We start from the raw sequence: 24428 nt of genomic DNA, 5'->3' as shown, positions 1-24428 counted from the left end.
ACCCGGCCGGCTCTCGGTCGTTCTGCACCGTTCTATACCGCCGCGCGCAGCTGCTCGCCCTCGGCGACGGCCGCGCGCAACTGCTCGACCAGGTCGCGCAGGCCGGCGTCGAGGTCGACCTGGTCGGCCGTCTCGGCGACGATCTGGTCGCGCACGTCGTCGACGTGGAGCTGCCAGTGGTCGCGGGCCCGCCGCGTGCCCTCGGCGGCGACCTGCCGGAGCCGCTCGTCGGCGGCCCGGTCCTGGTGGCGCCGGGCGCGATCGGCCCACTGGTCGCCGGCGATCTTCGTGAGGTGGACGACCAGGGGCAGGAACGCCTCGGCGGTGCCGAGGTGCCGTCGCCAGCCGTCGGTCTCCTCGGCCACCTCGGTGGCCAGGGACGCGGCCTTGGCGTTGATCTTGTCGGCGGCCTTCTCGGCGACCTTGGCCGCGGGCTTGCCCTCGGTGGCCCGCAACGCCCTGATCAGCATGCTCCCGAACTTGTCGACATGTTCGGCGACGCCACCCCCTCCGGCCGGGGCGTCCTTCTTCCCGGACTCCAAGGTCGCGACCAGGGCGGCGAACCCGGCCCAGGACGGCTGGGCGCGCTCGCGGGCCCTGGCCTTGCGGACCGACTGCCACAACCGGTGCAGGCGGGCCTCGTGCCGGGCGAACCACTCGTCGAGGGTGCGCCTGACCTCGTCCGCCAGGCCGTCGACGCCGGAGTGCGGGTCCCACGAGCGTCGCAGCGCCTGCTCGACGAGACCGTCGAGGTCGGCCGTGGCGGCCCGGTCGATCGCCCCGAGCTCCTGCTCCCAGGTGTCGCGGCGGGCGACCCCGTTGGCCGCCACCGCGGCCCGCGCCGTCGTGTCGGCCAGCTCCCGCCGCAGCTCGGGCAGGGTCTCGTCGAGGACCGCGGTCCAGTACCGCTGCCCGGCCGCGCGCCGCCACCCGGGCCGCGCCGCGGGGGAGATCGCGGCGAGCGCGTCCGCGAGGTCCCGCACGCCGTCCCAGTCGCGGAACTCGTCCCAGATCTCCGGCGTGAGGTCGGTGTCCGGGCCGGCCGTCTGGAACGGGTCGGGCGCGACCACGAAGATCCGCGCCTCGGCGTCCAGCCCGAAGACCTTCCGCAGTTCGCGGACCTTGCGATCGGCCAGCTCCCGGTACTCGTCGAGGCCGTACCGCGGGTCCCCGCCGGTCTCGTCGAAGCGGGAGATGACGAACCACATCGTGCCGGCCGGCCAGCCCCGGGCGAACAGTTCCCGCAGGACGTCGTACTCGGCGGTGGCCAGCTGCGGGGTGAGCACCGCGACGCCGACGTCGGTGAGCCCGACCGCGGCCATCGCCCGGCGCGAGTTGTTCTGCCCGCGCAGGTCGGCCGCGTCCACGGCCAGTCCCGGGGTGTCGCGGACCAGGCAGTCGCCGATCGCGGCCTGGTTGACCTCGAAGGTCTCGTGCCGGGCGCTGATCGTCAGCCAGCCCGGCACCTCGCCGCCCGCGTCGACCAGCAACCGGCGCAGCAGCGAGCTCTTGCCGGTGTCGTAGGCGCCGAAGAGGGTCACGACCGGCCGGTCCAGCCGCGCGAACGCGTCCCAGTCGCCGGCCCGCCGGTCGTCCGGTGCGCCGCCGGGCAGCCGCCCCAGCCAGTCCCGCACGGCATCGATGTCGACCACGGTCACTCGTTCCCCTCTGCTGGTGCGGTCAAGGCCTCCGCGGCCGTGATCAGGGTTCCGGCGACCGCGGCCCGCGCGATCGCCTCGTCCATCCGTTCCCGGACCGCGGCGGCCAGGCCGAGGTGTTCGTCCAGCCAGGCCCGGAGCTGCTCGGTCTGCTGGTCGAGGTAGCCGAGCGGACCCCGGTCCTGCTCGCCCCGCGTGATCTGTTCGATGAGCCGGGCCGCCGCCTCGTCGAGCTTCTGGGCCGCCGAGTCCTGCTGCTGCCGGTGCTTCCCGTCGTTGCGGTGGTCGGTGACCATCGCCGCGGTGTCGATGACGCCGGCCACCGCCCCGAGGACGATCCCGGCCCGGGCGACCTTGCCGGCCGCGTTGACCGCGCCCCACGGCTTGAACTTGACGCCGAACTGCTTGCCGATCGTGTAGATCGCGTCGCGGCTGCCCAGCGCCTTCGTGATCTTCGCGGCGGTGCCGGTGACCGCCCCGGCACCGGTGGCCAGATCGCCCGCCCAGGCGTTGCCTCGGGCCTCGAACTCGGTGGCGAGCTCGGGGGCCACCTCGAACTCGGCGGCGCGGATCTCCCGTCCGATCGCCGAGTTGTGGTCGGCGTACCAGTCGGTCAGCCGGCCGGTCGCGTCGGCCAGATATTTCTCCAGGTCGGCCTCGAACTGCGGGGTCCGCGCCCAGGACTCGACCAGCTCGGTCAGTTTCCGGCCGTCCTTGCGGTCGATGCGCGCGACCGCGGACTTGGCCTCGACCAGGTGCCGGTCCACCATCCGGCGGGCGGCTTCCCGCAGCGAGCCGGCCAGGAGCGCGGCCTCGTCGACGGCGGCCCGCAGCGCGTCGATCACCGGTTCCGCGCGGAGCAGTTCGGCCGCGAGGTCGTCCCGCTCCCGTTCCCGCGCGTGCCGGTGACGCTTGAGGCCGGTGAGTGCCGCGTCGAGAGCGGCCGCCGACGACGCGGCCGACAACTGCTCGTCCGAGAGCCCGGCCAGGGCGCCGGTCAGCGCACCCACGCCGTCCCACAGCCGATGCTCGTCGAAGTCACCGGCCTCGGCCGCCGGGTCGTCGCCGATCAGGCCGAACGGATCGCCGGAGAGGCAGTGCACCCGGTCGGCCGGGACGTCGACGGCACGGGTGGCGAAGGCCGCGCGCAGCTCCACGCGCTTGTTCTCCCGCAGGGTGACGAAGTCGCCGGCCGCGATCCGCGGATCCACGACCAGCTCGTCGCTGCGATTGACCAGGAACAGCGTCCGTGTGCCCTTCGCGGCCAGTGTCGCCGAGCCGCGGAGCAGATCCTCCAGGATCGAGGTGTCGCCGACCAGCAGGTTGATCTGGAGGACGACGAGCACCAGCGCGGCCTCGGTGATCGCCTCCAGCGCGGCGGCGTCGTGCCCGTCGCGCCCACTCTGCAGGCCCGGAGTGTCCACCAGGTCCAGTCGGGGGAGGCGGTAGTGGACCGCGGCCGTGGTCGCCGGCGACGCCCGGATGCCGAACACCGGGTACGGCGGCGGGCCGGAGTCGACCACGATCCGGCGCAGCAGCGACGACTTGCCCGAGTTGTAGTCACCGAGGACGGCGACGGCCGGGCGGGCGCCGTCGACCCGCCAGAACGTCCGTACCACGTCGAACAGCCCCGGATCGTGCCGGGCCGCCTCCTCCAGCTCGGCCCGCCACGCCCCGAGCCCGTCCGCCGACGGCCGGCTCCACGCCTCGGCGAGCACCCCGGCCAGCCGCGCGTGCTCGACTTCCTGGAGGGTCGCGTACGTCTCGTGGACGGCCGGGTCGATCGGCGCCGGCCGGTGACCGACCGGGGCGGTGAGCCAGTCCTCGCCCAGCAGCACCCGGGTCACCTCGTCCGGGGAGTCGGCCAGCCGCCGCTGGGCCCGCTGCAGGACGTCGGCGACCGGGGGTGCGGTCCGGACCGAGGCGGCGTACGCCCCGATCCCGTCGAGCAACCGCACGGTCCGGCTGAGCGCCATCCGCAGCTCGACGGCCGCGCGCAGCGACTCCGCGACTGCGGGGGCCAGCAGCGTCCAGGCCGCCTCCCGGCTGTCGCGGACGAGCGCGTCCTCGCACTCGGCGAACGTCCGGTCCACCGCGTGGTGGCCCTCGGTGATCGCCCGGGCCTTCGCCTCCCGGGCCTTCTCGGCCTCGTTCTGGCTGCTCCGGCGGCCGAGGATCTGCCCGGCCTGGGTGACCAGCCCGACGCCGATCGCGGTCAGGCCGAGGATCCAGCCGGCCGGGTTCCAGATGAGCGGCAGCGCGGTCCCGGCCAGGGCGACCGCGATGCCCGTGCCCCGGACGACGTTCCCGGTGACCCCGTGGCCCACGTCGCCGAGGATCCGCGCGGCGTGCAGCACCGCCGGGCCGTCACCGCCGGCCTCCTGACCGGCCACGACTTCGAGCTCGCGCCGCAGGAAGGCCGCGCGTTCGGACCAGACCGCGTCCTCGGCGGCGGCGATCGTCTCCCGGTCGAACACCGCCGCCGTGAACGCCGTCTCGTCGATCACCTTCTGGTTCTCGGCGGCCGCCCGGATCAGGTCGTCCACGGCGGTCTTGGCCTGCCGGTGGGCGCCGGCCAGGTGGGCGGCGGCCAGGTGCCGGACGAAGCGGTCGAGCGACCCCTGCGGCGGCGACGTGTACTCCCGGCCCCGTGCCCGCTCGGAGACGTCGACCAGATCCGCGTTCAGTCCCGCGTCGTGCAGCCGGGTCGCCCGTTCGGTCTCGCCCGGGTAGCCCAGCACGGCGAAGAGGGACTCGACGTGGCGTTCGAGGGACTCGGCCTCCCGCTCGATCTCGGCGGCCAGGCGTTCCAGCTCGGCGGTCCCGCGCCGGCACCGGGACCGGACGTCGTCGCGCAGCGCGGCCAGCCGCAGGTCGGCCCCGCCCTCGGCGATCGACGCGACGATCAGGCGTTCCAGCGTGGCGAAGTTCGACCAGCGTTCGTGATGGTCCGTACCGAAATGGTCGCGTTCTTTCAGGAAGGGTCCCGGAAACGGGCCGCGGTAGGGCAGGGTGGCCCGGCCCATCAGGGCCCGCCGGCTGTGGACCGCGACGATCGGGATGCCGGTCAGGCTCTTCTGGGCGAGCTGGGAGCGGATGTTCCCGGCGTTCTGGCGCACCTGCTCGGACAGGTTGGCGCGGCGCGACTCGGGCACCCGGTCCGGTTGGCGCCAGTCCGCGTTCCGGACGTTGAGGACCGCGACCACCGGCTTCCCGCGGTCACGGATCCAGTCGGCGACCTTGTCGAACTCCATCTGCTGCTGACTGATGCTGTCGAAGCAGAGGAGCACGACGTCGGCGATCTCGACCGCCCGGCGGGCCTTGGCCTCCAGCGCGGCCCGGCTCTCGGTCCGTCCCCAGCCGTTGATCCCGGGGGTGTCGAACAGCCGGCAGTCCCGCCACTCGATGGGGCAGACCTCGGTGGTCCAGTCGCCCTCGCTCCGGGAGACGTAACCGCCGTCGAGCCGGCCGAACGCGGACAGCAGGGTGCTCTTCCCGGCCCCGGTCCGCCCGAAGAACGCGATGTTGAACGTGCCCAGCTCCTCGCGTTCCCGGTCGAGGTGCAGGCGCAGCTCGGCCGGGAACACCCGGGCGAACGCATCCAGCCGGGTGATCAGGCCGGGGGAGGACGCCTCGCCGGACGGTTCGCCGGCGAAGACGGCGGCCAGCTCGTCGGTGAGGTCGTCCAGATGGGTCAGTTCGGCCCGCCCCTGCTCGACGGCCGAACGCACGGCCTCCTCGAGCGACGGCGCCGCATCCCGTACGGGCTCACGCTCTGCGGCCGAACCGCCCGGAACAGTCACGACAACCGTTCTTACTTGATGATCAAATCCTCGACAAGACGCCGAAACGGCCGTCACCCGTGGAGGCGTGGGTGACGGCCGTAGTCGGAAAGGTCAGAACGCGAGGCCGTGGTCGTACGGGAACAGCGGGTTCTCGGTGTCGTTGGGAACGTCCTCGCGGGACGCCTCCACCGCGGCCATCGAGGACGGCAGCTCGAACGGGAGCGTGCCGGTGGCCGGGGACCGGCCGAACAGGACGTCCAGCAGCGCCTCGTCGCTCACCCCGAACGTGCCGACCAGGGCCGCGGCCGTCTCGGCGAGGGGGGTCAGCACGGCCGGCCGGTCCAGCCACACGTCGACGACGGTCGGCAGCCGGGTGGTCAGGGCCAGGACCGGCGCCAGCTCGTCGGCCGAGAAGTCGAGGCGCCCGGCGTGGAAGAACGCCTCGAACCCACCGCCGCGCGGCTCGAACGGCGCGGCCCGCCGGACGATCGCGACGTCGGCCAGCGCTGGGTCGTCGGTCACCTTGGCGTAGCCGGCCGCCACGTCCGGGTCGACGCCGTCCAGGTAGACCGTGCAACCCTCGGCCAGCGGCAGGATCGAGCCGGCGAGGGCCACCACCGAGCGGCGCTGCGCCTCCAGGCCGGCCGCGCGGAACTCCGGCGCCCCGGCGATCCGTCCGGCCGCGTCCGGGTCGACGAAGCGGCGGTCGTCGAACAGGCCGAGGCGGAACTTGTCGCGCAGGATGCGCCGGACCGAGACGTCGATCCGGGCTTCGCTCAGGTCGCCGCGGGAGACCAGGTCGATGATCAGTTCCGGGCACTGCTCGCCGCCGAGCTGGTCGGCCCCGGCCTCGATGATCTTCAGGACGCGGGCGTGGCGGTCGAGATGTTCGACGCCCCAGGCGCGGGCCGGCATCGGGGTGCCCATGATCTCGGCGTCGGTGACCAGGCCCCAGTCGGTGCAGACGACACCGTCGAAGCCGTACCGCTGCCGCAGCAGTCCCTCGATCACGTCGCGGTTGAAACCGAACCCCACCTGCTCGTACGTGGTGTCGACGGGCATCCCGTAGTACGGCATGATCTGGGCCGCCCCGGCCGCGAAGGCCGCCTCGAACGGCTTGAGGTGGTAGTCCCACATCCCGCCCGGGTAGACCTGCTCGCGGCCGTAGGCGAAGTGCGCGTCCTCACCGTCCTTCTGCGGGCCGGCGCCGGGGAAGTGCTTGACCATCGCGACGACGCTGTCCGGTCCGAGCGAGGAACCTTGAAACCCTTGCACGTACGCCGTGATCAGCGCCGACACCACGTCGGCGTCGGAGCCGAGCGTGCCGCTGGTCCGCGCCCACCGCGGCTCGGTGGCCAGGTCGGCCATCGGGTGCAGGGCGACGCGGATGCCGGCGGCCAGGTACTCCCGGCGCGCTATGTCGGCGAATTTCCGTACCAAATCGGGGTCTTTGGTCGCCCCCAGGCCGATCGGTTCCGGCCAGGCCGAGAAGCCGCCGGACGCGGCCGAGGCCGCCGGGTTGTCGATCACACCGTGGCGCGGGTCGGTGGAGACGGTGACCGGGATGCCGAGCCGGGTGCCGGCGGCGATCTCCTGGACCCGGTTGTGCCACTCGGCGATCTTGCGGGGGGTGACCGGGCCGAACGTCAGGATGTTGAAGTGGTTCAGCCGGCCGTCGCGGATCAGCGACTCGGTGGACGGGATCATCGCGTCACCGGGCGGGAGGGTGCCGTCCGGGCTGACCCCGGCCATGGTGTGGAACATCAGTCCGGCCTTCTCGGCCAGGGTCATCCGGCCGAGCAGATCGGTGACCCGCTCCTCGATGGGGAGTTCCGGGTTCTGGTAGTCGTGCATCTTCTTCTCCAAGGAGACAGAGGGTCAGCGAGCGCCGCGGATCATCTGGACGAGCAGGGAGCCGGCGACCGCGACGACCGCGCCGAGCAGGAACAGCAGGCTGTAGTTGGAGCCACCGGAGCCGATGGCCAGGATCGGTGCGGCCAGGATCGGCACCAGCGACTGCGGCAGCGCGTTGGCGATGTTCAGCACGCCCATGTCCTTGGCGGCGTCGTCCGGGTTCGGCAGCACGTCGGTGGCGAGCGCCAGGTCGACCGCGAGGTAGACGCCCTCGCCGACCCCGAACAGCGCCGAGGCGATCAGGAAGACCGCGAAATTGTTCGCGAAGGCGATCAGGACCAGCGAGGCGGCGATGACGATGCCGGCGCCGAGCACGAACGGGCGGCGGCGACCCAGGCGGTCGGAGAGCGTGCCGCCGAAGGACGAGCCCGCGACCAGGCCGACGGTGCTGATCAGGGTGGCGACCAGGATGCCGCCGGCCACGTTGTCGGTGGTGTAGCCGAACCGGTCGATCAGCAGGTACGCCTGGTAGGTGGTGACGCAGGCCAGGCCCGTCCAGATCAGGAACCGGCTGAGGATGTTCCAGGCGAAGTCCGGGTACTTGCCGGGGTGGATGTAGAAGGTGCCCAGGAACTCCTTGAAGCCGTACGGCGCGAAGTGCCCCTTCTCGGCCGGGCGGTCCTTGAGGATCACCACGAGCAGTCCGATCGTCGCGACCCCGATGATCGCCGGGACCATGAACATCAGCACCGTGTTGGAGAGGGCGGCGGCGAGCGCGCTGCCGGCCAGGATCGCCACCGACGTCATCAGGCCGAGGATGCCGCTGACCTTGCCGCGCTGCTGGGGCGGGATCTGGTCCGGCAGCAGCGCGGTGAGCGTGGCCAGGGTGGCGTTGATGCCGAGCTGCGCCAGGGCCCACCCGGCGGTCAGTGTCGGGATGTTGCTGCCGAGCGCGACGATCAGCAGGCCGGCCGAGCCGACCAGCATGCCGCCGAGCAGCCACGGGCGGCGGCGGCCGAAGCGGGAGGTGGTCCGGTCGGACATCGCGCCGAAGAACGGGTTGCCGATCAGCGCGAGGACCGCGCCGACCGAGAGCACCGTGCCGAGGGCGGCGGACTTGTCGTCCGGGGCGATCTGCGCGACCCGGATCGACATCGTGACGATGACCGGGGTGAGGATCGTGAGATAGGCGCCGAGCATGGCCAGCGCCATGGCGACGATCAGCTTGGTGGGAGCGTTCGGCCGCTCGGACTGGACGGGCGTCGTCGTCGGCCGGGATTCGACAGTGGTCATCGCACACCTCGGAACACGGGTTATGGGGAGAGGCGGGGACCGGGCCGGCTTCCGGTTTGTTAACGCCTTGTTTTCGTAAGGTATCGATTGGAACAGCACCGAACCAGAGGCTGTGAGGCCTGGTCACGGCCGTGAATTGCCTGTGTCGACGGTATATATGTACGTTTTGCGGCTTTCTGATGGTGATCACGGTCACCGTGCGGCGCGGATTACGTCCAGGTCCGGCAAAACCCCGGCGTAGGCTCGACCGGTGACCGGCCGTCGCGTCCACCTCGTCCGCCGCGACCTGATCTTCGCGGCGGTCCGCGAGGCGGGCCGGATCAGTCGCGCCGAGCTCGCCAAGCGCACCGGCATGGCCCGGATGACCATCACCGGGCTGGTCGCCGAGCTGATCGAGGCCGGCCTGCTCGCCGAGACCGGCGCCGCCGCCGACGGCAGCCGTCCCGGCCGCCCGGCCCGGCTGCTCACGCTCGGCGAGCGGGCCGGCGTCGTGGTCGGCGCGGTCGTCGGCGGCGACGGCATCCGGATCGCCGTCGCCGACCTCTCCGGCCGGATCCTGGACGAACGCCGGCACCCCGGCGGCGACCCGGCCGAGCTGGCCGACCTGCTCGCCGCGTGCACGAGCCAGCGCGTCTGGTCCATCGTCGTCGGGCTCTCCGCGCCCCTGCTCAACGGGGTCGTGCAGCCCGGCACGGTGCTGCCCGGCTGGGCCGGTCACGAGCCGGCCCGCGAACTGACCGCCCGCCTCGGCCACCGGGTCACCGTCCGCAACGGCGCCGACCTGTGCGTGATCGGTGAGGTCGCGCACGGCGTGGCCGCCGGCCGGCGGGACGTCTGCTACCTGCGCGTCTCCACCGGCATCGGCTGCGGGCTGATGCTGGCCGGGCACGTGCATCCGGGCGCCTCCGGGGTGGCCGGCGAGCTCGGGCACGTGCAGGTGGACGAGACCGGGGCGCTCTGCCGCTGCGGGAACCGCGGCTGCCTGGAGACGATCGCCGCGCCCCGGGAGATCCTGGCCGCGCTGGCCGTGACGTACGGGGAGCCGCTCACCGCCGAGCGGGCGGTCGAGCTGTCCCGGCACGACGCCACCGTCGAGCGGATCATGGCGGACGCCGGGCGGATGGTCGGGCGGGTCCTGGCCGACCTGGCCAACACCGTGAACCCGGAGCTGGTGGTGCTGGACGGGCCGCTGATCGAGGAGGGCGGGCCGGTCCTGGCCGGGGTCCGGGAGGCGATCCGGCGATATGCCCAGCCCGAGGTCGCGGAGAGCACCGAGATCCGGATCACCGGCTTGGGCGGGCGGGCCGGTCTGCTGGGGGCGGTGACGCTGGCGCTGCGCGCGACGCCAACCTCACGCGGCGGGAGAACATTAAGCGAAATATCCGTAAAAGTCGGACAGCATGAACGTGCTGTTCGCCGCGAAGTGATCACCGACCTCCTGCGGGCCCGGGGCGCGACCACCCGCAGCGACCTCGTGCGCCTGACCAAGCTGCCCCGCGCCGCGGTCACCGAGGCGCTCGCCGAGATGCGCCACGACCGGGTGATCGAGTCCTGCCCGCCCCCGGTCCGCTCCGGCCGTCCCTCACCCGCGTTCCGCCTGGCCGCCCCGCCCGGCGTCGTCCTCGGCCTGGCCATGGACCTGGACGGCCTGCGCGCGATCCTGACCGACCGTTCCGGCCACCGCCTGGCCGAGGGTTTCCGGCCGCTGGCCCCGGGCCTCGACGGCCGGGTGCTGATCCAGGCCGCCGCCGAGTACGCGAAGGAGCTGATCACCGGCCCGGACGCCGCCGTGGCGCTCAGCGTGCCCTCCCCGGTGCACCCGCTCACCGGCGAGTTCGGCGCCCGCAGTGTTCTACCGATGTTCTCCGGCTTCTCACCCGGCGAACTGATGGCCCGGATGCTCGGCTGCCCGGTCGTGGTCGGCAACAACGCCCAGCTGGCGGCCCTGGCCGAGGCCCGCCGGGGCGCCGCCCGGGGCGCCCGGGACGTCCTCTACCTGAAGGCGGCCCAGTACGTCGGCGCCGGCATCGTGGCCGCCGGCCGCTCGTACGGCGGCGCGATCGGCTACGCCGGCGAGATCGGCCACCTCACGGTCCGGGACATGGGACCCCTCTGCGTCTGCGGCCGCCGCGGCTGCCTGGGCGCGTTCCTCATGCCGTCCTACTTCGGCGCGCTGCTGGAGAAGCCGACCGAGGACCACCTGATCGCGCTGGCCGCCGGCGGTCACGGGCCGGCCCGCCGCGCCCTGCTGGACGCCGGCCGCCTGATCGGACGGACCGTCGCGGTCGTCTGCGACCTGCTCAACCCGTCCGTGGTGGTGGTCGGCGGCCGGTTCACCGAGCCCGGGCCGTACGTGATCGACGGCATCCGCGAGTCGCTGCAGCGACATTGCGCGCCGAGCGCGGCGGCCGGCCTGACCGTGGTCCAGGCCGCACTCGGCAACGAGGCCGAAGCCCTCGGAGCGGTCGAGTCGTTGCTTTGAAAGGGCCGCTTCGAACGCTGTCGGAGACGGAGACTAGAGTTCGGCCTGCGGCTCGCCCCGGGCCCGGCAACGCTGCCGACGAAGACGCTCCCGGGGATTCTCACGAGCTATCTGCATCTCGCTACCCGCAAGGGGAAGGACGAGGAGAAACATGCGTATCGGCGTGCTCACCGGTGGCGGCGACTGCCCCGGTCTCAACGCGGTCATCCGTGCCGTGGTGCGCAAGGGCGTCACCGCTTACGGTCACGAGTTCGTCGGTTTCCGTGACGGCTGGAAGGGCCCGCTGGAGGGTCTGACGAAGCCGCTGGGCATCGCGGAGGTGCGTGGCATCCTGCCGCGCGGCGGCACCATCCTGGGCTCCTCGCGCACCAACCCGTTCAAGATCGAGGGTGGCGTCGAGCGCATCAAGGCCAACCTGGCCGAGCAGGGCGTCGACGCGCTGGTCGCGATCGGCGGCGAGGACACCCTCGGCGTCGCGACCAAGCTGAACGACCTCGGCGTCAACGTCGTCGGCGTGCCGAAGACGATCGACAACGACCTCAACGCGACCGACTTCACCTTCGGTTTCGACACCGCGGTGAACATCGCGATGGAGGCCATCGACCGGCTGCACACCACCGCCGAGTCGCACCACCGCACCCTGGTCGTCGAGGTCATGGGCCGCCACGCGGGCTGGATCGCGCTGCACGCCGGTCTCGCCGGTGGCGCCAACGTCATCCTCCTGCCGGAGCGCAAGTTCGACGTCGAGCAGGTCGCGACGTACGTGACCAAGCGCTTCCAGGTGGAGTACGCGCCGATCGTCGTCGTCGCCGAGGGCGCGCAGCCGCTCGACGGCCAGATGGTCACGCACAACCAGGAGCTGGACAGCTTCGGCCACGTCCGCCTGGGCGGCATCGGCCAGTGGCTGGCCGAGCAGCTGGAGGAGAAGACCGGCAAGGAGGCCCGCACGGTCGTCCTCGGTCACATCCAGCGCGGTGGCACGCCGACCGCGTTCGACCGGGTCCTCTCGACCCGCTTCGGCCTGCAGGCGATCGACGCCGTGCACGAGGGCGACTTCGGCAAGATGATGGCGCTGCGCGGCACCGACATCGTCCGCGTCCCGCTGATCGAGGGCACCGGCGAGCTGAAGACCGTTCCGCTGTCGCGGTACGAAGAGGCCGAGGTCTTCTTCGGTAACTGATCGTGTTGTGATGAAGGCCGGCGTCCTCGACGCCGGCCTTCATTCATGAACGGAGAACGCGTTGACCAAGCACACCGTCGCGATGCTCGGCACCGGCAAGATGGGCGAGCTCGTCCTGGCCGGTCTGCTGCGGTCCGGCTGGCCGGCCGACCGGGTGCTGGTCACCGCCCGCCGTCCGGCCCGCGCCGCCGAGCTGACCGAGAAGTACGGTGTCGCCGCCGTCGGCACCGCCGAGGCGGTCGAGCGCGCCGACATCCTCACCATCGGCACCAAGCCGCAGGACGCGGCCGCGCTGCTCGACGGGTTCGGCCGGTCGCTGGCCCTCGGCAAGCTGGTCGTCTCGCTCTGCGCCGGCCTGCCGACCGCGTTCTTCGCGTCCCGGCTGCCCGAGGGCACCCCGGTCGTCCGGGTCATGACCAACACCCCGGCCCTGGTCGGCGAGGCGATGACCGCGATCTCGGGCGGCACCCACGCCGACGACGAGCACCTGGCCGTCGCCGAGGCGATGTTCACGCCGCTCGGCGTGACCATCCGCGTCCCCGAGTCGCAGCAGGACGCGGTCACCGCGCTCTCCGGTTCCGGTCCCGCCTACTTCTACCTGCTGGTCGAGGCCATGATCGACGCCGGCGTCCTGCTCGGCCTGCCCCGGTCGACGGCCCACGACCTGATCGTGCAGACCGCCGTCGGTTCGGCCGCGATGCTCCGCGACTCCGGCGAGCACCCGGTCAAGCTCCGCGAGGCCGTGACGTCCCCGGCCGGCACGACCGCCTCGGCGGTCCGCGAGCTCGAGAAGCACGGGGTTCGCGCGGCCATGCTGTCGGCCCTGGAGGCGGCGCGCGACCGGGCCCGCGAGATCGCCGCTCAGGCCCTTTAAAACCCTTTCGCAGTACGTCCTGGCGCACCCCACGACCGCAGACCCGGAGTCCCTGGTCCGATCCCGCGACGCCGCGGCCACTCCCGGCCCCGGCCGGCGACTTGCGCGTCAGTCTCTGGCCCGCGAGCCGATCCCACCCCGGGGCCCAGCCGCGACTCCCGGTCTTCGGCTGGTGCTCAGGGTTGTTTCGAGGGCCTTGAGACAGCCGTGAGCACCAGCCGGGACCCGGCGGCGCGCCGCCGGCTCGCGCCAGGACCGGGCCGCGCCGGCTCGCGCCAGGACCGGGCCGCGCCGGCTCGCGCCGGGACCGGGCCGCGCCGGGACCGGGCCGCGCCGGGACCCGGGCGGGCCCGTGCCCGAGGTGGGCGGCGCTTGGCCGGGGCCCGGGCGGGCGTGTGCCCGAGGGTGGGCGGCGCCGGCCGGGCTGGGCGGGCGTGTGCTTATGGCCGTACCAAATCGGGGGTTTTAATACCAGATGGCTATGCGGGAGCCGTTGTCCTCCTCGGGGGGTGACGGGAAGGACAATGCTGTGCCGGTGGCGACCCGGTGGGCGGTCCAGGCGACCGCGGCGGCGTCCAGGATGTCGTCGGGCGGGGCCTGGCCGGCCGGTCCGAGCTGGTCGGGGAGGGTGATGCCGTTGCGGGCGAGGAGCTCGCGGCGGCGGGACTGGCCGGCCCAGGTCTTCTTGGCGAACGGCAGCGGCTCGCCGGCCATGGTGCGGAAACTGACCTCGGGATGGGCCTCGAAGAGCAGGCCCGGGTGGCGTTCCCAGAGGGCGTTGGCCTCCAGCAGCTTGGGGCGGAGGGCCCAGGACTGACGGCTCAGACCGGCGCCGGTGAGCTCGCGGCAGAGCCGGTTGGCGGCGGCGAAGTCGGGCTCGGTCCAGACCGCGCGCGGCGGCACCCGGAAGACACTGCCGCGGCGCGGGCCGAGCTGGTCGGCGGCGAGGGTGTCGGCGGCCCGCCAGCGGTCGGGCAGCATGCCGAGGGGGATGTCGACGCCGATCACGGCGGCCCCGGAGCTGCCGGCGACGATCTCGTAGAGCGTCGAGGCGAGGACCGCGCGCCCGAAGGCGCCGTCGCGCAGTTCGACCCCGACCCAGCCGAGCGCGTACGCATCGACCCCTATCACATGGATGCTCATCGAGTCACCTCCGCTGCGCTCCGGCGCCTCGATGAGCTGAGGACTGTGCTTCTGGATTTGCTCGCAAGCTCGCGCATCGGGCGGCTCAGTGGGGCAGCAGCTTCTCGACGGTCGCGACCAGCTCGGGATCGTCCGGCTCGACGCGTGGGCTGAAGCGGGCGGCCACCGTGCCGTCCGGGGCGACCACGAACTTCTCGAAGTTCCACTGGATGTCCGGGCCGCCGCCGATCAGCTCGGCGTAGAGGGGGTGCCGCCCGGCCCCGTTGACCTCGACCTTCTCGGTCATCGGGAACGTCACGCCGTACGTGGTCCGGCAGAATTCGTCGATCTCGGTCGCGCTGCCGGGCTCCTGGTTGCCGAACTGGTCGCAGGGCACGCCGAGCAGCACCAGACCGCGGTCGCGATAGGTGTCGTAGAGGGGCTGCAACTTGTCGTACTGCGGGGTCAGTCCGCAGCGCGAGGCCACATTGACCACCAGCAGAACCGATCCGCGGTAGCGGTCCAAATCGGTCGTGCCGCCGGTGAGGGCGTCAATGTCGACGTCGAAGATGGTCATGGTCGAAGCCTACGCGGTGTAGTGGCTTGAATGCACGCCGTGTTCATCCCGTGGTCGCTGTTAACGAAACCTTAAAGGTCGTCACCAGGCTTGACTCGTGTTAATCGATGTGACTACGGTCTCTACATCCTCTTTCTGGAAAGTTTCCTAAATATTAAAGGAGACCCCGTGGGCAAAACCCTCCGCCGGGCGCTGCTCGTCAGTGCGGTGGTGATCGGAGCCTCGGCCTCGGTCCCGCTCGTGCAGGCGAACGCGGCGACCGCGTGTGCCACCGCCTGGTCTGCCACCGCCACCTACGTCAAGGACAACGTCGCCTCGCAGAGCGGCCACAACTACACCGCCAAGTGGTGGACCCAGAACGAGTCGCCGGCCACGCACAGCGGCCAGTGGGACGTCTGGATCGACAACGGCGTGTGCGGCGGCACGACCACCCCGACGTCATCCCCGACCGCTTCCCCGACGGTGAGCCCGACGGTCTCGCCGACCGCGTCGCCGACCAGCAGCCCGACGACCAGCCCGACCACCGCTCCTCCGGGCACCAGCGGGAAGAACGTCGTCGGCTACTTCGCCGAGTGGGGCATCTACGGCCGCAACTACCACGTCAAGAACCTGGTGACGTCCGGTTCGGCGGCCAAGCTGACCCACATTTTGTACGCGTTCGGCAACACCACCGGCGGGCAGTGCTCGATCGGTGACTCGTACGCCGACTACGACCGCGCCTACTCCGCGGCCGAGAGCGTCGACGGCGTGGCCGACACCTGGGACGCGGGCGCCCTGCGGGGTTCGTTCAACCAGCTGCGCAAGCTGAAGAAGCAGTACCCGAACATCAAGGTGATCTGGTCGTTCGGCGGCTGGACCTGGTCCGGTGGCTTCACCCAGGCCGCCGCGAACCCGACCGCGTTCGCCGACTCCTGCTACAACCTGGTCAAGGACTCCCGCTGGTCGGACGTCTTCGACGGCATCGACGTCGACTGGGAGTACCCGAACGCCTGTGGCCTGAGCTGCGACGCGTCCGGCCCGGACTCGTACAACAAGGTCATCACCGCGCTGCGCAACAAGTTCGGTTCGAGCTTCCTGGTCACCTCGGCGATCTCGGCCGACGGCTCCAACGGCGGCAAGCTGGACGTGGCCGACTACGCCTCCGGCATCTCGAAGCTGAACCTGGTCTTCCCGATGACCTACGACTACTTCGGCGCGTTCGCGGCGCAGGGCCCGACCGCCCCGCACTCGCCGCTGACCTCGTACACCGGTATCCCGACGGCCGGCTTCTACTCCGACGCGGCGATCCAGAAGCTGAAGAGCAAGGGCGTTCCGGCCAGCAAGATCCTGCTCGGCATCGGCTTCTACGGCCGCGGCTGGACCGGGGTCACCCAGGCGGCTCCGGGCGGTTCGGCGACCGGCGCGGCCCCCGGCACCTACGAGGCCGGCATCGAGGACTACAAGGTCCTCAAGGGCAGCTGCCCGGCCACCGGCACGGTCGCGGGGACGGCGTACGCCTACTGCGGCAGCAACTGGTGGAGCTACGACACCCCGTCGACGATCGCCGGGAAGATGACGTACGCCAAGAACCAGGGTCTCGGCGGCGCCTTCTTCTGGGAGTTCTCCGGCGACACCAGCAACGGTGAGCTGATCACCTCGATCAAGAACAACCTCTGATCGAATAGTTGAATGCGGGGCACCGGGTCCAGGCCCGGTGCCCCGTTTTCGTAGGCTCTACCTCATGCGCCGTGAGTGGCATCAGCTCAGTCACCCGGGAGTCGCGACCTCCCGTCCGTCCACCGACTCCGCCGAGGACGAGGCCCTGGGCCTCGACCGCTGGCGTGCTCTACCCCGGGTGCAGATGCCGCCCTGGCCCGACATGGCCGAGGTCGCCTCGGTCTGCGAGGTTCTCGGCAACGTTCCGTCGATCGTCGCGCCGTACGAGGTCGACCAGCTCCGGGCCCGGCTCGCCGAGGTGTGCGAGGGCAAGGCGTTCCTGCTCCAGGGCGGCGACTGCGCCGAGACGTTCGCCGACAACACCGAGAGTCACCTGCTCGCCAACGCGCGGACGCTGCTGCAGATGGCGGTGGTGCTGACGTACGGGGCGTCGATGCCGGTCGTCAAGGTCGCGCGCGTCGCCGGGCAGTACACCAAGCCGCGCTCGTCGCTGACCGACTCGCTGGGCCTCCAGGCGTACCGCGGCGACATGATCAACGCGCTGGAGCCGGACGAGAAGGCGCGGGTCGCCGACCCGCAGCGCATGATCCGGGCGTACGCGAACTCGGCCGCCGCGATGAACATGCTCCGCGCCTACCTGGCCGGCGGCCTGGCCGACCTGCACGGGCTGCACGACTGGAACAAGGACTTCGTCCGGGCCTCCCCGGCCGGTGAGCGCTACGAGGCGATCGCCCGGGAGATCGACCGCGCGCTCGACTTCATCCGCGCCTGCGGCATGACCGACAACGAGGCTTTGCGTACGGTCAGCCTCTACTGCTCCCACGAGGCGCTCGCGCTGGAGTACGACCGCGCCCTGACCCGGGTCTCCGGCGGCAAGGCGTACGGGCTCTCCGGCCACTTCCTCTGGATCGGCGAGCGCACCCGCCAGCTCGACCACGCGCACATCGACTTCATCAGCCGCATCTCCAACCCGATCGGCGTCAAGATCGGCCCCGGCACCAGCCCGGAGACCGCGATCGAGCTGTGCGAGAAGCTGAACCCGGAGAACATCCCGGGCCGGCTCACCCTGATCAGCCGGATGGGCAACGGCAAGGTGCGCGACGCGCTCCCGCCGATCGTGGAGAAGGTGCACGCCACCGGGGCCAAGGTGGTCTGGCAGTGCGACCCGATGCACGGCAACACGCACGAGTCGTCCAACGGCTACAAGACCCGGCACTTCGACCGGATCGTCGACGAGGTGCTGGGCTACTTCGAGGTGCACCGCGGCCTCGGCACCCACCCGGGCGGCATCCACATCGAACTGACCGGTGAGGACGTCACCGAGTGCCTCGGCGGCGCGCAGGGCATCGAGGACCTGGACCTGCCGGACCGGTACGAGACCGCCTGCGACCCGCGCCTGAACACCCAGCAGAGCCTGGAGCTGGCCTTCCTGGTCGCGGAGATGCTCCGTGGCTGATCCGCGTTCTCTCCGCCGCTCTTTCCCGGAGGCGTCCCGTGGTTGTTGATCTGCGCTCGGACACGGTCACGCGTCCCACCGACGGGATGCGGGAGGCGATGGCCACCGCCGTCGTCGGCGACGACGTGTTCGGGGACGACCCGACCGTCAACGCGCTCGAACAGCACGTGGCCCGGATGTTCGGGCACGAGGCGGCGCTGTTCGCCCCGTCCGGAACGATGGCCAACCAGATCGCGCTGCAGCTGGTCGCCCCGCCCGGCGGGGAGCTGCTGGCCGGGTCGGACGCGCACGTGGTGACCTACGAGCTGGGCGCGGCCGCGCTGCTGGGCGGCATCTCCACCCGGACCTGGGCGGCCACCGGCGCCGCGCTCAACGTGGACCGGATCGCCGCGATGATCCGCCCGTCCGGTTTCCCGTCCGTGCCGACCGCGGCGATCGCCGTCGAGCAGACCCACAACCTGGGCGGTGGCGGCGTGATCCCGCTGGCCACGCTGCGCGACCTGCGTGCCGTGGCCGACGCCCAGCACCTGGCCCTGCACTGCGACGGCGCCCGGATCTGGCACGCGCACATCGCCGACGGCGTGCCGCTGGCCAGTTACGGCGCGCTCTTCGACACGCTCTCGGTCTGCCTGTCCAAGGGTCTCGGGGCCCCGGTCGGCTCGCTGGTCGTGGGCAGCCGGGAGCGGATCGCCCGGGCTCGTGTGATCCGCAAGCGGATGGGCGGCGGCATGCGGCAGGCCGGCATCCTGGCCGCGGCCGGGCGGTACGCGCTCGACCACCACGTCGAGCGGCTCGCCGAGGACCACGCGCGGGCCCGCCGGCTGGCCGAGGGCCTGGCCCCGCTCGGCGTGGTCGACCCGGAGAAGGTGCGCACCAACCTGGTCCCGCTGGACCTGACCAAGGCCTCGGTCGACGCGCCGGAACTGGCTGCCGAGGCGGCCCGCCGGGGCGTCATGATCGCAGCGATGCTGCCGCAGCTGGCCCGGCTCGTGGTGCACCTGGATGTGGACGACGAAGGCATCGACGAGGCGATCTCGGTACTCACCGTATTGCTGGCCTGACTTTCCGCAACTGCGGCCCGCCGGGCCCGATACAAGTCCTCGCTATGACGAAGACAACTCGGGCCCGGAGGGCCAGCGCATTCACCGCAGCCGTGGTAGCCGTTGCCGGCACCGTCACGGTCGCCATTGCCGAACCGACCGCCGCGTACTCCGCGACGGCCATGGTCCGGGCCGCCGCCGACGTCGGCCCGGTCGTCTCCAGCATCACGCCGCTCATGGGGGTCGTCGAGGGCGGGACGCCGGTGACCATCTGGGGCTCGGGCTTCAAGACCATCGACTCCGACGACGTCGCCTCGGTGATGTTCGGCGACCAGCCGGCCGCCGAGATCCGGTTCGTCTCCGACACCAAGATCATCGCGATCTCCCCGCCGAACACCGGCAACGCGCTGATCACGGTCGTCACCGGCGGCGGGACCAGTAAGAACACCACCTCCATCTTCGGCTACCGGATGCAGCTGAACGCCGACTTCGACACCCTCTCGGCCAAGGCGACCGGCGGCACCGACGTCATCGCCGCGGTCACCGGTGGCAGCGTCGGCGCCACCTCCTCCCAGTTCGCCGCCCTGAAGATCACGGCCAAGGTGGGCGGCATCTCCACCACCAAGGTGGTCTGGCTGGACGACAGCCACGTGCGGATCACCCTGCCCGCGACCACCAAGGCCGTGCCCAGCAAGATCCAGCTGGTCCAGGAAGGATTCACCGGGCCCGAGTCCAGCTCGGTGGTCAACTACTTCCCGGTGGTGTCCACGGTGACGCCCGGCTCGGTCGGCGTGGCCGGCGGGGACACCGTCAAGATCATGGGCACCGGGTTCGGCGGGGTGGACGAGACCGACACCGGGGCCGTCACGATCGGTGGCGTGCCGGCGACGTACGTCAACGTGATCTCCCCGGTCCAGATCGAGGCCGTCGTCCCGCCCGCGGCCGCCGGGAACGCCGCGGTGAAGGTGACGACCCCGGGCGGCAGCAGCCCGGACGCGACGGCGGCGAAGGTCTCCTACCGCACCCCGCTGGCCCTCGACAGCGGGCAGTACCTGCGGGCCAGCGGCGGGGTGCACCTGCTGAGCGTCACCGGCGGCACGCTCGGCGCCAACGTCGCCGAGTTCACGGCGGCGGCGATCACCGTACGGATGGGCAACACCAAACTCGCCGCCACCTACGTCGACCCGACCCACCTCAAGGTCACCGTCCCGCCGCTCACCGCCGAGAACGTCGACCTGATCCTGTGGCAGGACGTGGTCGCCGGCCCGCCGGTCACCGTGCCGGTCGCGCCGGTCGTGACCAGCCTGTCCACCGTGAACAGCACGCTCACCGGCGGCGCCACGATCAAGGTCCGGGTGGCCGGCGCCGGCGTCGCCACCGCGACGAACTTCATGTTCGGCTCCAACCCGGCCGTCTGCCCGGGCAGCGGCACCGGCTCCGGGCTCGTCTACACCTGCACCGTGCCGGCCGCCACGCAGCCCGGCCCGGTCTGGGTCACCTTCACCGCCGGAACCGGGACGACGAGCAAGTTCACCCCGGGCGCGGCGTTCAGCTACACCGACATCGACTGATCAGGAGGGCCGCAATGACGTACTCGAAGAAGTCCCGCGCCGCGGCGGGGGCCGCCACCGTGGCCGCTCTCCTGGCCGCCGGCGTCTCCAGCAGCGCCTACGCCTCCGGCCGGGTCACCGCCCAGGCCGACCCGATCCAGCTGGGAGCCGATTTCACCGACCGGACCGCCGCCCGCTCGACCGGCGGCACGGTCATCCCGGTGACTGTCACCGGCGGCACCGTCGGATCCACGCCGCAGGCGTTCAGCGCGATGCGGGTCACCGCCCGGGTCGGCGGGCAGTCGGCGCAGGTGGCCTACGTGGACGAGACCCACATCAAGGTCACCGCGCCGGCCACCACCAACGCGAGCGCGGTCACCATGCAGCTGTTCCGCAAGGGTACGGCCGGGCCGGAGTCCACCTCGACGGTCGCGTACTACCCGGGCGTCGTCTCGGTGGTCCCGACCAAGCTCAGCTCGATCGGCGGCACCCTGGTGACCGTCAGCGGCAACGGCTTCCTCGGGGTCGACGCGTCCGACCCGCAGGCCGTCATGTTCGGCGACGCGGCCGCCACCGCGGTCACCGTCGTGTCCGCCACCAAGATCACGGCGGTCGCCCCGGCCGGGGCGAACGGCCCGGCCACCGTCAAGATCACCTCGACCGGCGGGTCGAGCGAGGCCAACAACTCCAGCAAGGTGAACTACCGGGCCGCGCTCGGCGTCGACATCACCGACAACCCGACCGCCAAGGCCAGCGGCGGCCCGCTGCTGCTGACCATCAGCGGCGGCACGGTCGGCGGCTCGGCCAAGGAGTTCACCGCCGAGCGGATCGCGGTCCTGGCCGGCAAGAAGTCCCTGACCGCCACCTGGGTCGACGAGACCCACGTCAGGGTCCTCATGCCGGCCCTGGCCACCGACACGGCGTCGCTCACCGTCACCCACGACAACATCGCCGGCGAGGCGTCCGACGTCAGCATCGCACCGGTCGTCACCAGCCTGTCGGCCAAGTCCGACACGATCGCCGGGGGCACCCGGGTCGTGGTCCGGGTGGCCGGGGCGAGCGCGGCCGACTCGACCGGATTCAAGTTCGGCGACAACCCGGCCGAGTGCGTCAAGCAGGGGTCCGGGTCGACGCTGGCCTTCCAGTGCACGGTGCCGACGGCGACCCAGGGCGGGCCGGTGGCGGTGAGCTTCACCTCGGGCTCCGGGAAGGCCAGCCACTTCACGGCCGCGTCGATCTTCAGCTACACCGACAACTAGTTCCGGCTTTCCTGCCCGGCGCCCAGCGCCCCCGATGCCACTCGGCGCCGGGGGCGCTAGGCGTTCGGTCCGGCCGGCCCGCTCAGGACCGGCCGGCTCGTGGCACCGGCCGCGCGGGCGAAGCCGCGGATCAACGGGTGGGCACCCTCGCCGGACAGCTCCGGCTGGAAGAGCGAGGCCAGGAAGAACGGGTGGCCGGGCAGCTCGGCCACCCGCACCTCGCCCGACCGGTCGTGCCCGGTGAACCGCATGCCGTGGGCCTGCAACAGCTCCAGGTAGGCGGGGGAGAGCCCGTACGAGCAGTGATACCGCTCCACCGTCCGCGTCGCCCCGAGCAGCCGCTCCACCAGCGAGCCGGGCACCAGGTCCACGGCCGCCTCGTGCCCGGCCAGCGAGCAGGACAGCTCCACGATCAGGTCGTCCTCCCCGGCCGGCCCGTTCTCCGCGTGCCGTGCGCCGGTGAACCCGCAGACGTCCCGGGCGAAGTCCAGCATCGCGTGCTGGAACCCGCCGCACGTGCCGAGAAACGGGATGCCCTCGGTCCGCGCGATCCGGACCGCACCCACCGCGCCGGCCTCGCTCCGATACGGGCTGCCGGGCACGAGCCAGATCCCGGAGAACCCGCGCAGCGCCTCCGGGTCCTCGGCGGCCGGGGTCGGCACCCAGTAGACGTCCAGGTCGAGGCCCTCGCTCTCGCGAAGAGCGTCCACGATCATCGGGATCCGGCCGTGCGCGCGAACCGTCGGTGACCGGTCACCGACCAATGCGATCGAAATCATGCGCTCATCGTCGTCCCGCGACCGAGATCAGGTCCAACGATCGTTACTGCATGCCGTATTAGGGTTCCTGATGTGGATCCCCATCTGCTGCGCACCTTCGCCGAGGTCGCCGGGACCGGCTCGTTCTCGGCCGCCGCCGAGCGCCTGAACTTCACCCAGTCGGCCGTCTCCCAGCAGATCGCCGCCCTGGAGGCCGACCTGGGCACCCCGTTGCTGACCAGACGTCCGGTCGGCCTGACCGAGGCCGGTGAGCGGCTTCTCGGCCATGCCAAGATCTTGCTCGTACGTCTTGAGGCCGCTCGCGCCGACGTGACCCGCACGTCCGCGCCACCCGGCCGCCTCACCCTGGGCCTGACCCCGCTCGCCTGGTCCGGCCCGGTCGCCGCGGCCCTGACCCGGATCCGCGCCGAGTCCGTCCGCCTCTCGGCCCGCCTGCACGTCACCGACCTGGACCGGGTCGTCGCCGCCACCGCCACCGGCGCGCTCGACCTCGGCCTGGTCGACGGCTTCACCGCCCCGAGCGACCCGCTGCGCCTGCCCGAGCCCGGCGACCCGCGATCACTGCGGGTGACCGAGAGCCCGGCGGTCGTCGCCGTCCCGGCCGGGCACCCGCTGGCCCGGCGGCCGTCGGTGGATCTCGCCGACCTGGCCGACGCGTACTGGATCGACGCCCCCGGCGTGGCCCCCTTCCAGCGGCTCCCGGTCGACGGGCTGCGGGCCGGCCTGCGCTACGAGGGTGCCGAGTCGACAGTCCTCACCGGCCTGATCGCCGCCGGCCACGGCCTCGCCGTCCTCCCGGAGTGGCTGGTCGCGGGCCGGGCCGACCTGGTCGCGGTCCGGCTCGGCGCACCCCGCCTGGTGCACCGGGTCGAACTGCTGCGGGCCCCGGGCGCCGACGACCCGGCCGAGCCGGCCAGCCGCCTGGCCGCGCTCCTGGCCGGCTGAATCCATCGGCCCGGTCGAGCCCGCGAGCCGCCTCACCAGAAGAATCCATAGTGGACACCGGGGGGAGGCGGCGTAGGCTGAGCGTCGGACGTGAGAGCCGGGAGGCGCAACATGACCGAGAGTGACGCCATCGCCGCGCTGAACACCGGTGTGCCGCACTCCGCCCGGGTGTGGAACTACTGGCTGGGCGGCACGGACAACTTCCCGGTCGACCGGGCCGTCGGCGACGACTTCGCCAAGCTCTACCCGGACATCACCGTGGTCGCGCGGCACTCGCGGGCATTCCTCAAACGGGCCGTCACGTTCCTGGTGCGCGACGCCGGGATCCGGCAGTTCCTGGACGTCGGCACCGGCATGCCGTCGGCCGAGCACACACACCAGGTGGCGCAGGCCGCCGCACCCGACGCGTCGATCGTCTACGTCGACAACGACCCACTGGTCCTGTCACACGCGCGGACGCTGCTGACCAGCACCCCCGAAGGCCGGACGGTGTATGCCGACGCCGACCTGCACGCGCCCGCGACGATCCTGGAAGCGGCCGGGGCGACCCTCGACCTGAACCGGCCGGTCGGGCTCATCCTGATGAACATCCTCGGTCACGTGCCCGACCTCGAACAGGCGGTCACGATCGCCCGGGAACTGCTGGCCGGCCTGCCGCCGGGCAGCTACCTGATCACCGCCGACGGGACGAACGTGCTCGACGGGCCGGCATTCGAGGCGGCGATCGGGGTGTGGAACGCGAACGCGCCGCTCAGCTACCACCTGCGCCACCCGGACGAACTCGCCCGCTTCCTGGACGGCCTGGAGATCCTGGAGCCGGGCCTGGTCCCGTGCTCGCGCTGGCGCCCGGCCACCGACGCCTCCGGCGACGACCTGCGCGAGGTGGACGAGTTCGGGGCGGTCGCCCGCAAACCCTGA

At 72.0% G+C, this 24428-nt stretch carries 17 protein-coding genes; 10 read left to right on the top strand and 7 right to left on the bottom strand.

Annotated features, from left to right (window positions below; genetic code table 11):
• Positions 1-32 precede the first annotated feature (32 nt).
• The 4 genes from ACSHV8_RS32875 to ACSHV8_RS32860 all read right to left on the bottom strand — a co-directional run bounded on the left by ACSHV8_RS32875 (position 33) and on the right by ACSHV8_RS32860 (position 8590).
• Entirely contained in the window at positions 33-1652 is a 1620-nt protein-coding gene (locus ACSHV8_RS32875) for a GTPase domain-containing protein (protein WP_436522128.1), read from the bottom strand.
• 2 nt (positions 1653-1654) lie between these two features.
• The gene (locus ACSHV8_RS32870; RefSeq protein WP_436522126.1) at positions 1655-5461 is read right to left on the bottom strand and encodes a GTPase; all 3807 of its coding nucleotides are present in this window, start codon (positions 5459-5461) and stop codon (positions 1655-1657) included.
• 93 nt (positions 5462-5554) lie between these two features.
• Positions 5555-7309 carry a glycoside hydrolase family 3 protein gene (locus ACSHV8_RS32865; RefSeq protein WP_436522124.1) on the bottom strand — a complete coding sequence of 585 codons (1755 nt, stop codon included), beginning with the start codon at positions 7307-7309 and terminating at the stop codon, positions 5555-5557.
• Positions 7310-7321: 12 nt separating this feature from the next.
• Entirely contained in the window at positions 7322-8590 is a 1269-nt protein-coding gene (locus ACSHV8_RS32860) for an MFS transporter (protein WP_436522122.1), read from the bottom strand.
• 250 nt (positions 8591-8840) lie between these two features.
• Here ACSHV8_RS32860 and ACSHV8_RS32855 point away from each other — a divergent pair, with 250 nt between their 5' ends.
• The 3 genes from ACSHV8_RS32855 to proC all read left to right on the top strand — a co-directional run bounded on the left by ACSHV8_RS32855 (position 8841) and on the right by proC (position 13126).
• Complete coding sequence (locus ACSHV8_RS32855) at positions 8841-11072, top strand: ROK family protein (RefSeq protein WP_436522120.1); 2232 nt, start codon at positions 8841-8843, stop codon at positions 11070-11072.
• 151 nt (positions 11073-11223) lie between these two features.
• Entirely contained in the window at positions 11224-12252 is a 1029-nt protein-coding gene (locus ACSHV8_RS32850) for a 6-phosphofructokinase (RefSeq protein WP_436522118.1), read from the top strand.
• A gap of 61 nt (positions 12253-12313) precedes the next feature.
• Positions 12314-13126, top strand: coding sequence for a pyrroline-5-carboxylate reductase (gene proC, locus ACSHV8_RS32845; protein ID WP_436522116.1), 813 nt, complete (start codon positions 12314-12316; stop codon positions 13124-13126).
• Between the two features lie 465 nt (positions 13127-13591).
• Here the strand turns inward: proC and ACSHV8_RS32840 are convergent, their stop codons facing one another.
• Positions 13592-14269, bottom strand: a complete 678-nt coding sequence (locus ACSHV8_RS32840; RefSeq protein ID WP_436522114.1) for a DUF429 domain-containing protein — start codon at positions 14267-14269, stop codon at positions 13592-13594.
• A gap of 85 nt (positions 14270-14354) precedes the next feature.
• Positions 14355-14825 carry a glutathione peroxidase gene (locus ACSHV8_RS32835; RefSeq protein ID WP_436522112.1) on the bottom strand — a complete coding sequence of 157 codons (471 nt, stop codon included), beginning with the start codon at positions 14823-14825 and terminating at the stop codon, positions 14355-14357.
• Positions 14826-14993: 168 nt separating this feature from the next.
• On the opposite strand from ACSHV8_RS32835, the gene ACSHV8_RS32830 reads away from it, so the two are divergent.
• From ACSHV8_RS32830 to ACSHV8_RS32810, 5 genes are all read left to right on the top strand, one after another.
• Positions 14994-16481 (top strand): glycosyl hydrolase family 18 protein, encoded by a 1488-nt coding sequence (locus tag ACSHV8_RS32830; RefSeq protein ID WP_436522110.1) that lies wholly within the window; start codon positions 14994-14996, stop codon positions 16479-16481.
• A 64-nt stretch (positions 16482-16545) separates the two neighbouring features.
• Complete coding sequence (locus tag ACSHV8_RS32825; protein ID WP_436522108.1) at positions 16546-17937, top strand: class II 3-deoxy-7-phosphoheptulonate synthase; 1392 nt, start codon at positions 16546-16548, stop codon at positions 17935-17937.
• A 38-nt stretch (positions 17938-17975) separates the two neighbouring features.
• Entirely contained in the window at positions 17976-18998 is a 1023-nt protein-coding gene (locus ACSHV8_RS32820) for a threonine aldolase family protein (RefSeq protein ID WP_436522106.1), read from the top strand.
• A gap of 44 nt (positions 18999-19042) precedes the next feature.
• Entirely contained in the window at positions 19043-20548 is a 1506-nt protein-coding gene (locus tag ACSHV8_RS32815) for an IPT/TIG domain-containing protein (RefSeq protein ID WP_436522104.1), read from the top strand.
• A 14-nt stretch (positions 20549-20562) separates the two neighbouring features.
• Positions 20563-21786, top strand: coding sequence for an IPT/TIG domain-containing protein (locus tag ACSHV8_RS32810; RefSeq protein WP_436522102.1), 1224 nt, complete (start codon positions 20563-20565; stop codon positions 21784-21786).
• Between the two features lie 56 nt (positions 21787-21842).
• Here the strand turns inward: ACSHV8_RS32810 and ACSHV8_RS32805 are convergent, their stop codons facing one another.
• Positions 21843-22565 carry a CTP synthase C-terminal region-related (seleno)protein gene (locus ACSHV8_RS32805; RefSeq protein ID WP_436522100.1) on the bottom strand — a complete coding sequence of 241 codons (723 nt, stop codon included), beginning with the start codon at positions 22563-22565 and terminating at the stop codon, positions 21843-21845.
• 72 nt (positions 22566-22637) lie between these two features.
• Here ACSHV8_RS32805 and ACSHV8_RS32800 point away from each other — a divergent pair, with 72 nt between their 5' ends.
• A complete protein-coding gene (locus ACSHV8_RS32800; RefSeq protein WP_436522098.1) occupies positions 22638-23510 on the top strand; it encodes a LysR family transcriptional regulator in 873 nt (290 codons plus the stop codon).
• A gap of 111 nt (positions 23511-23621) precedes the next feature.
• On the top strand, positions 23622-24428 hold the full coding sequence (locus tag ACSHV8_RS32795; protein WP_436522096.1) for an SAM-dependent methyltransferase: 807 nt from the start codon (positions 23622-23624) through the stop codon (positions 24426-24428).

The organism is Actinoplanes sp. HUAS TT8 (assembly GCF_051380535.1).
GTDB lineage: Bacteria > Actinomycetota > Actinomycetes > Mycobacteriales > Micromonosporaceae > Actinoplanes.
This window is presented reverse-complemented; position numbering and strand designations above follow the sequence as displayed.

Bases quoted from the DNA above. Each gene is read 5' to 3' on its own strand.
- ACSHV8_RS32810 (WP_436522102.1), top strand. From the start codon at position 20,563: ATGACGTACTCGAAGAAGTCCCGCGCCGCGGCGGGGGCCGCCACCGTG.
- ACSHV8_RS32860 (WP_436522122.1), bottom strand. From the start codon at position 8,590: ATGACCACTGTCGAATCCCGGCCGACGACGACGCCCGTCCAGTCCGAG.
- ACSHV8_RS32835 (WP_436522112.1), bottom strand. From the start codon at position 14,825: ATGACCATCTTCGACGTCGACATTGACGCCCTCACCGGCGGCACGACC.
- ACSHV8_RS32815 (WP_436522104.1), top strand. From the start codon at position 19,043: ATGACGAAGACAACTCGGGCCCGGAGGGCCAGCGCATTCACCGCAGCC.
- ACSHV8_RS32805 (WP_436522100.1), bottom strand. From the start codon at position 22,565: ATGATTTCGATCGCATTGGTCGGTGACCGGTCACCGACGGTTCGCGCG.
- ACSHV8_RS32825 (WP_436522108.1), top strand. From the start codon at position 16,546: ATGCGCCGTGAGTGGCATCAGCTCAGTCACCCGGGAGTCGCGACCTCC.
- ACSHV8_RS32850 (WP_436522118.1), top strand. From the start codon at position 11,224: ATGCGTATCGGCGTGCTCACCGGTGGCGGCGACTGCCCCGGTCTCAAC.
- ACSHV8_RS32840 (WP_436522114.1), bottom strand. From the start codon at position 14,269: ATGAGCATCCATGTGATAGGGGTCGATGCGTACGCGCTCGGCTGGGTC.
- ACSHV8_RS32795 (WP_436522096.1), top strand. From the start codon at position 23,622: ATGACCGAGAGTGACGCCATCGCCGCGCTGAACACCGGTGTGCCGCAC.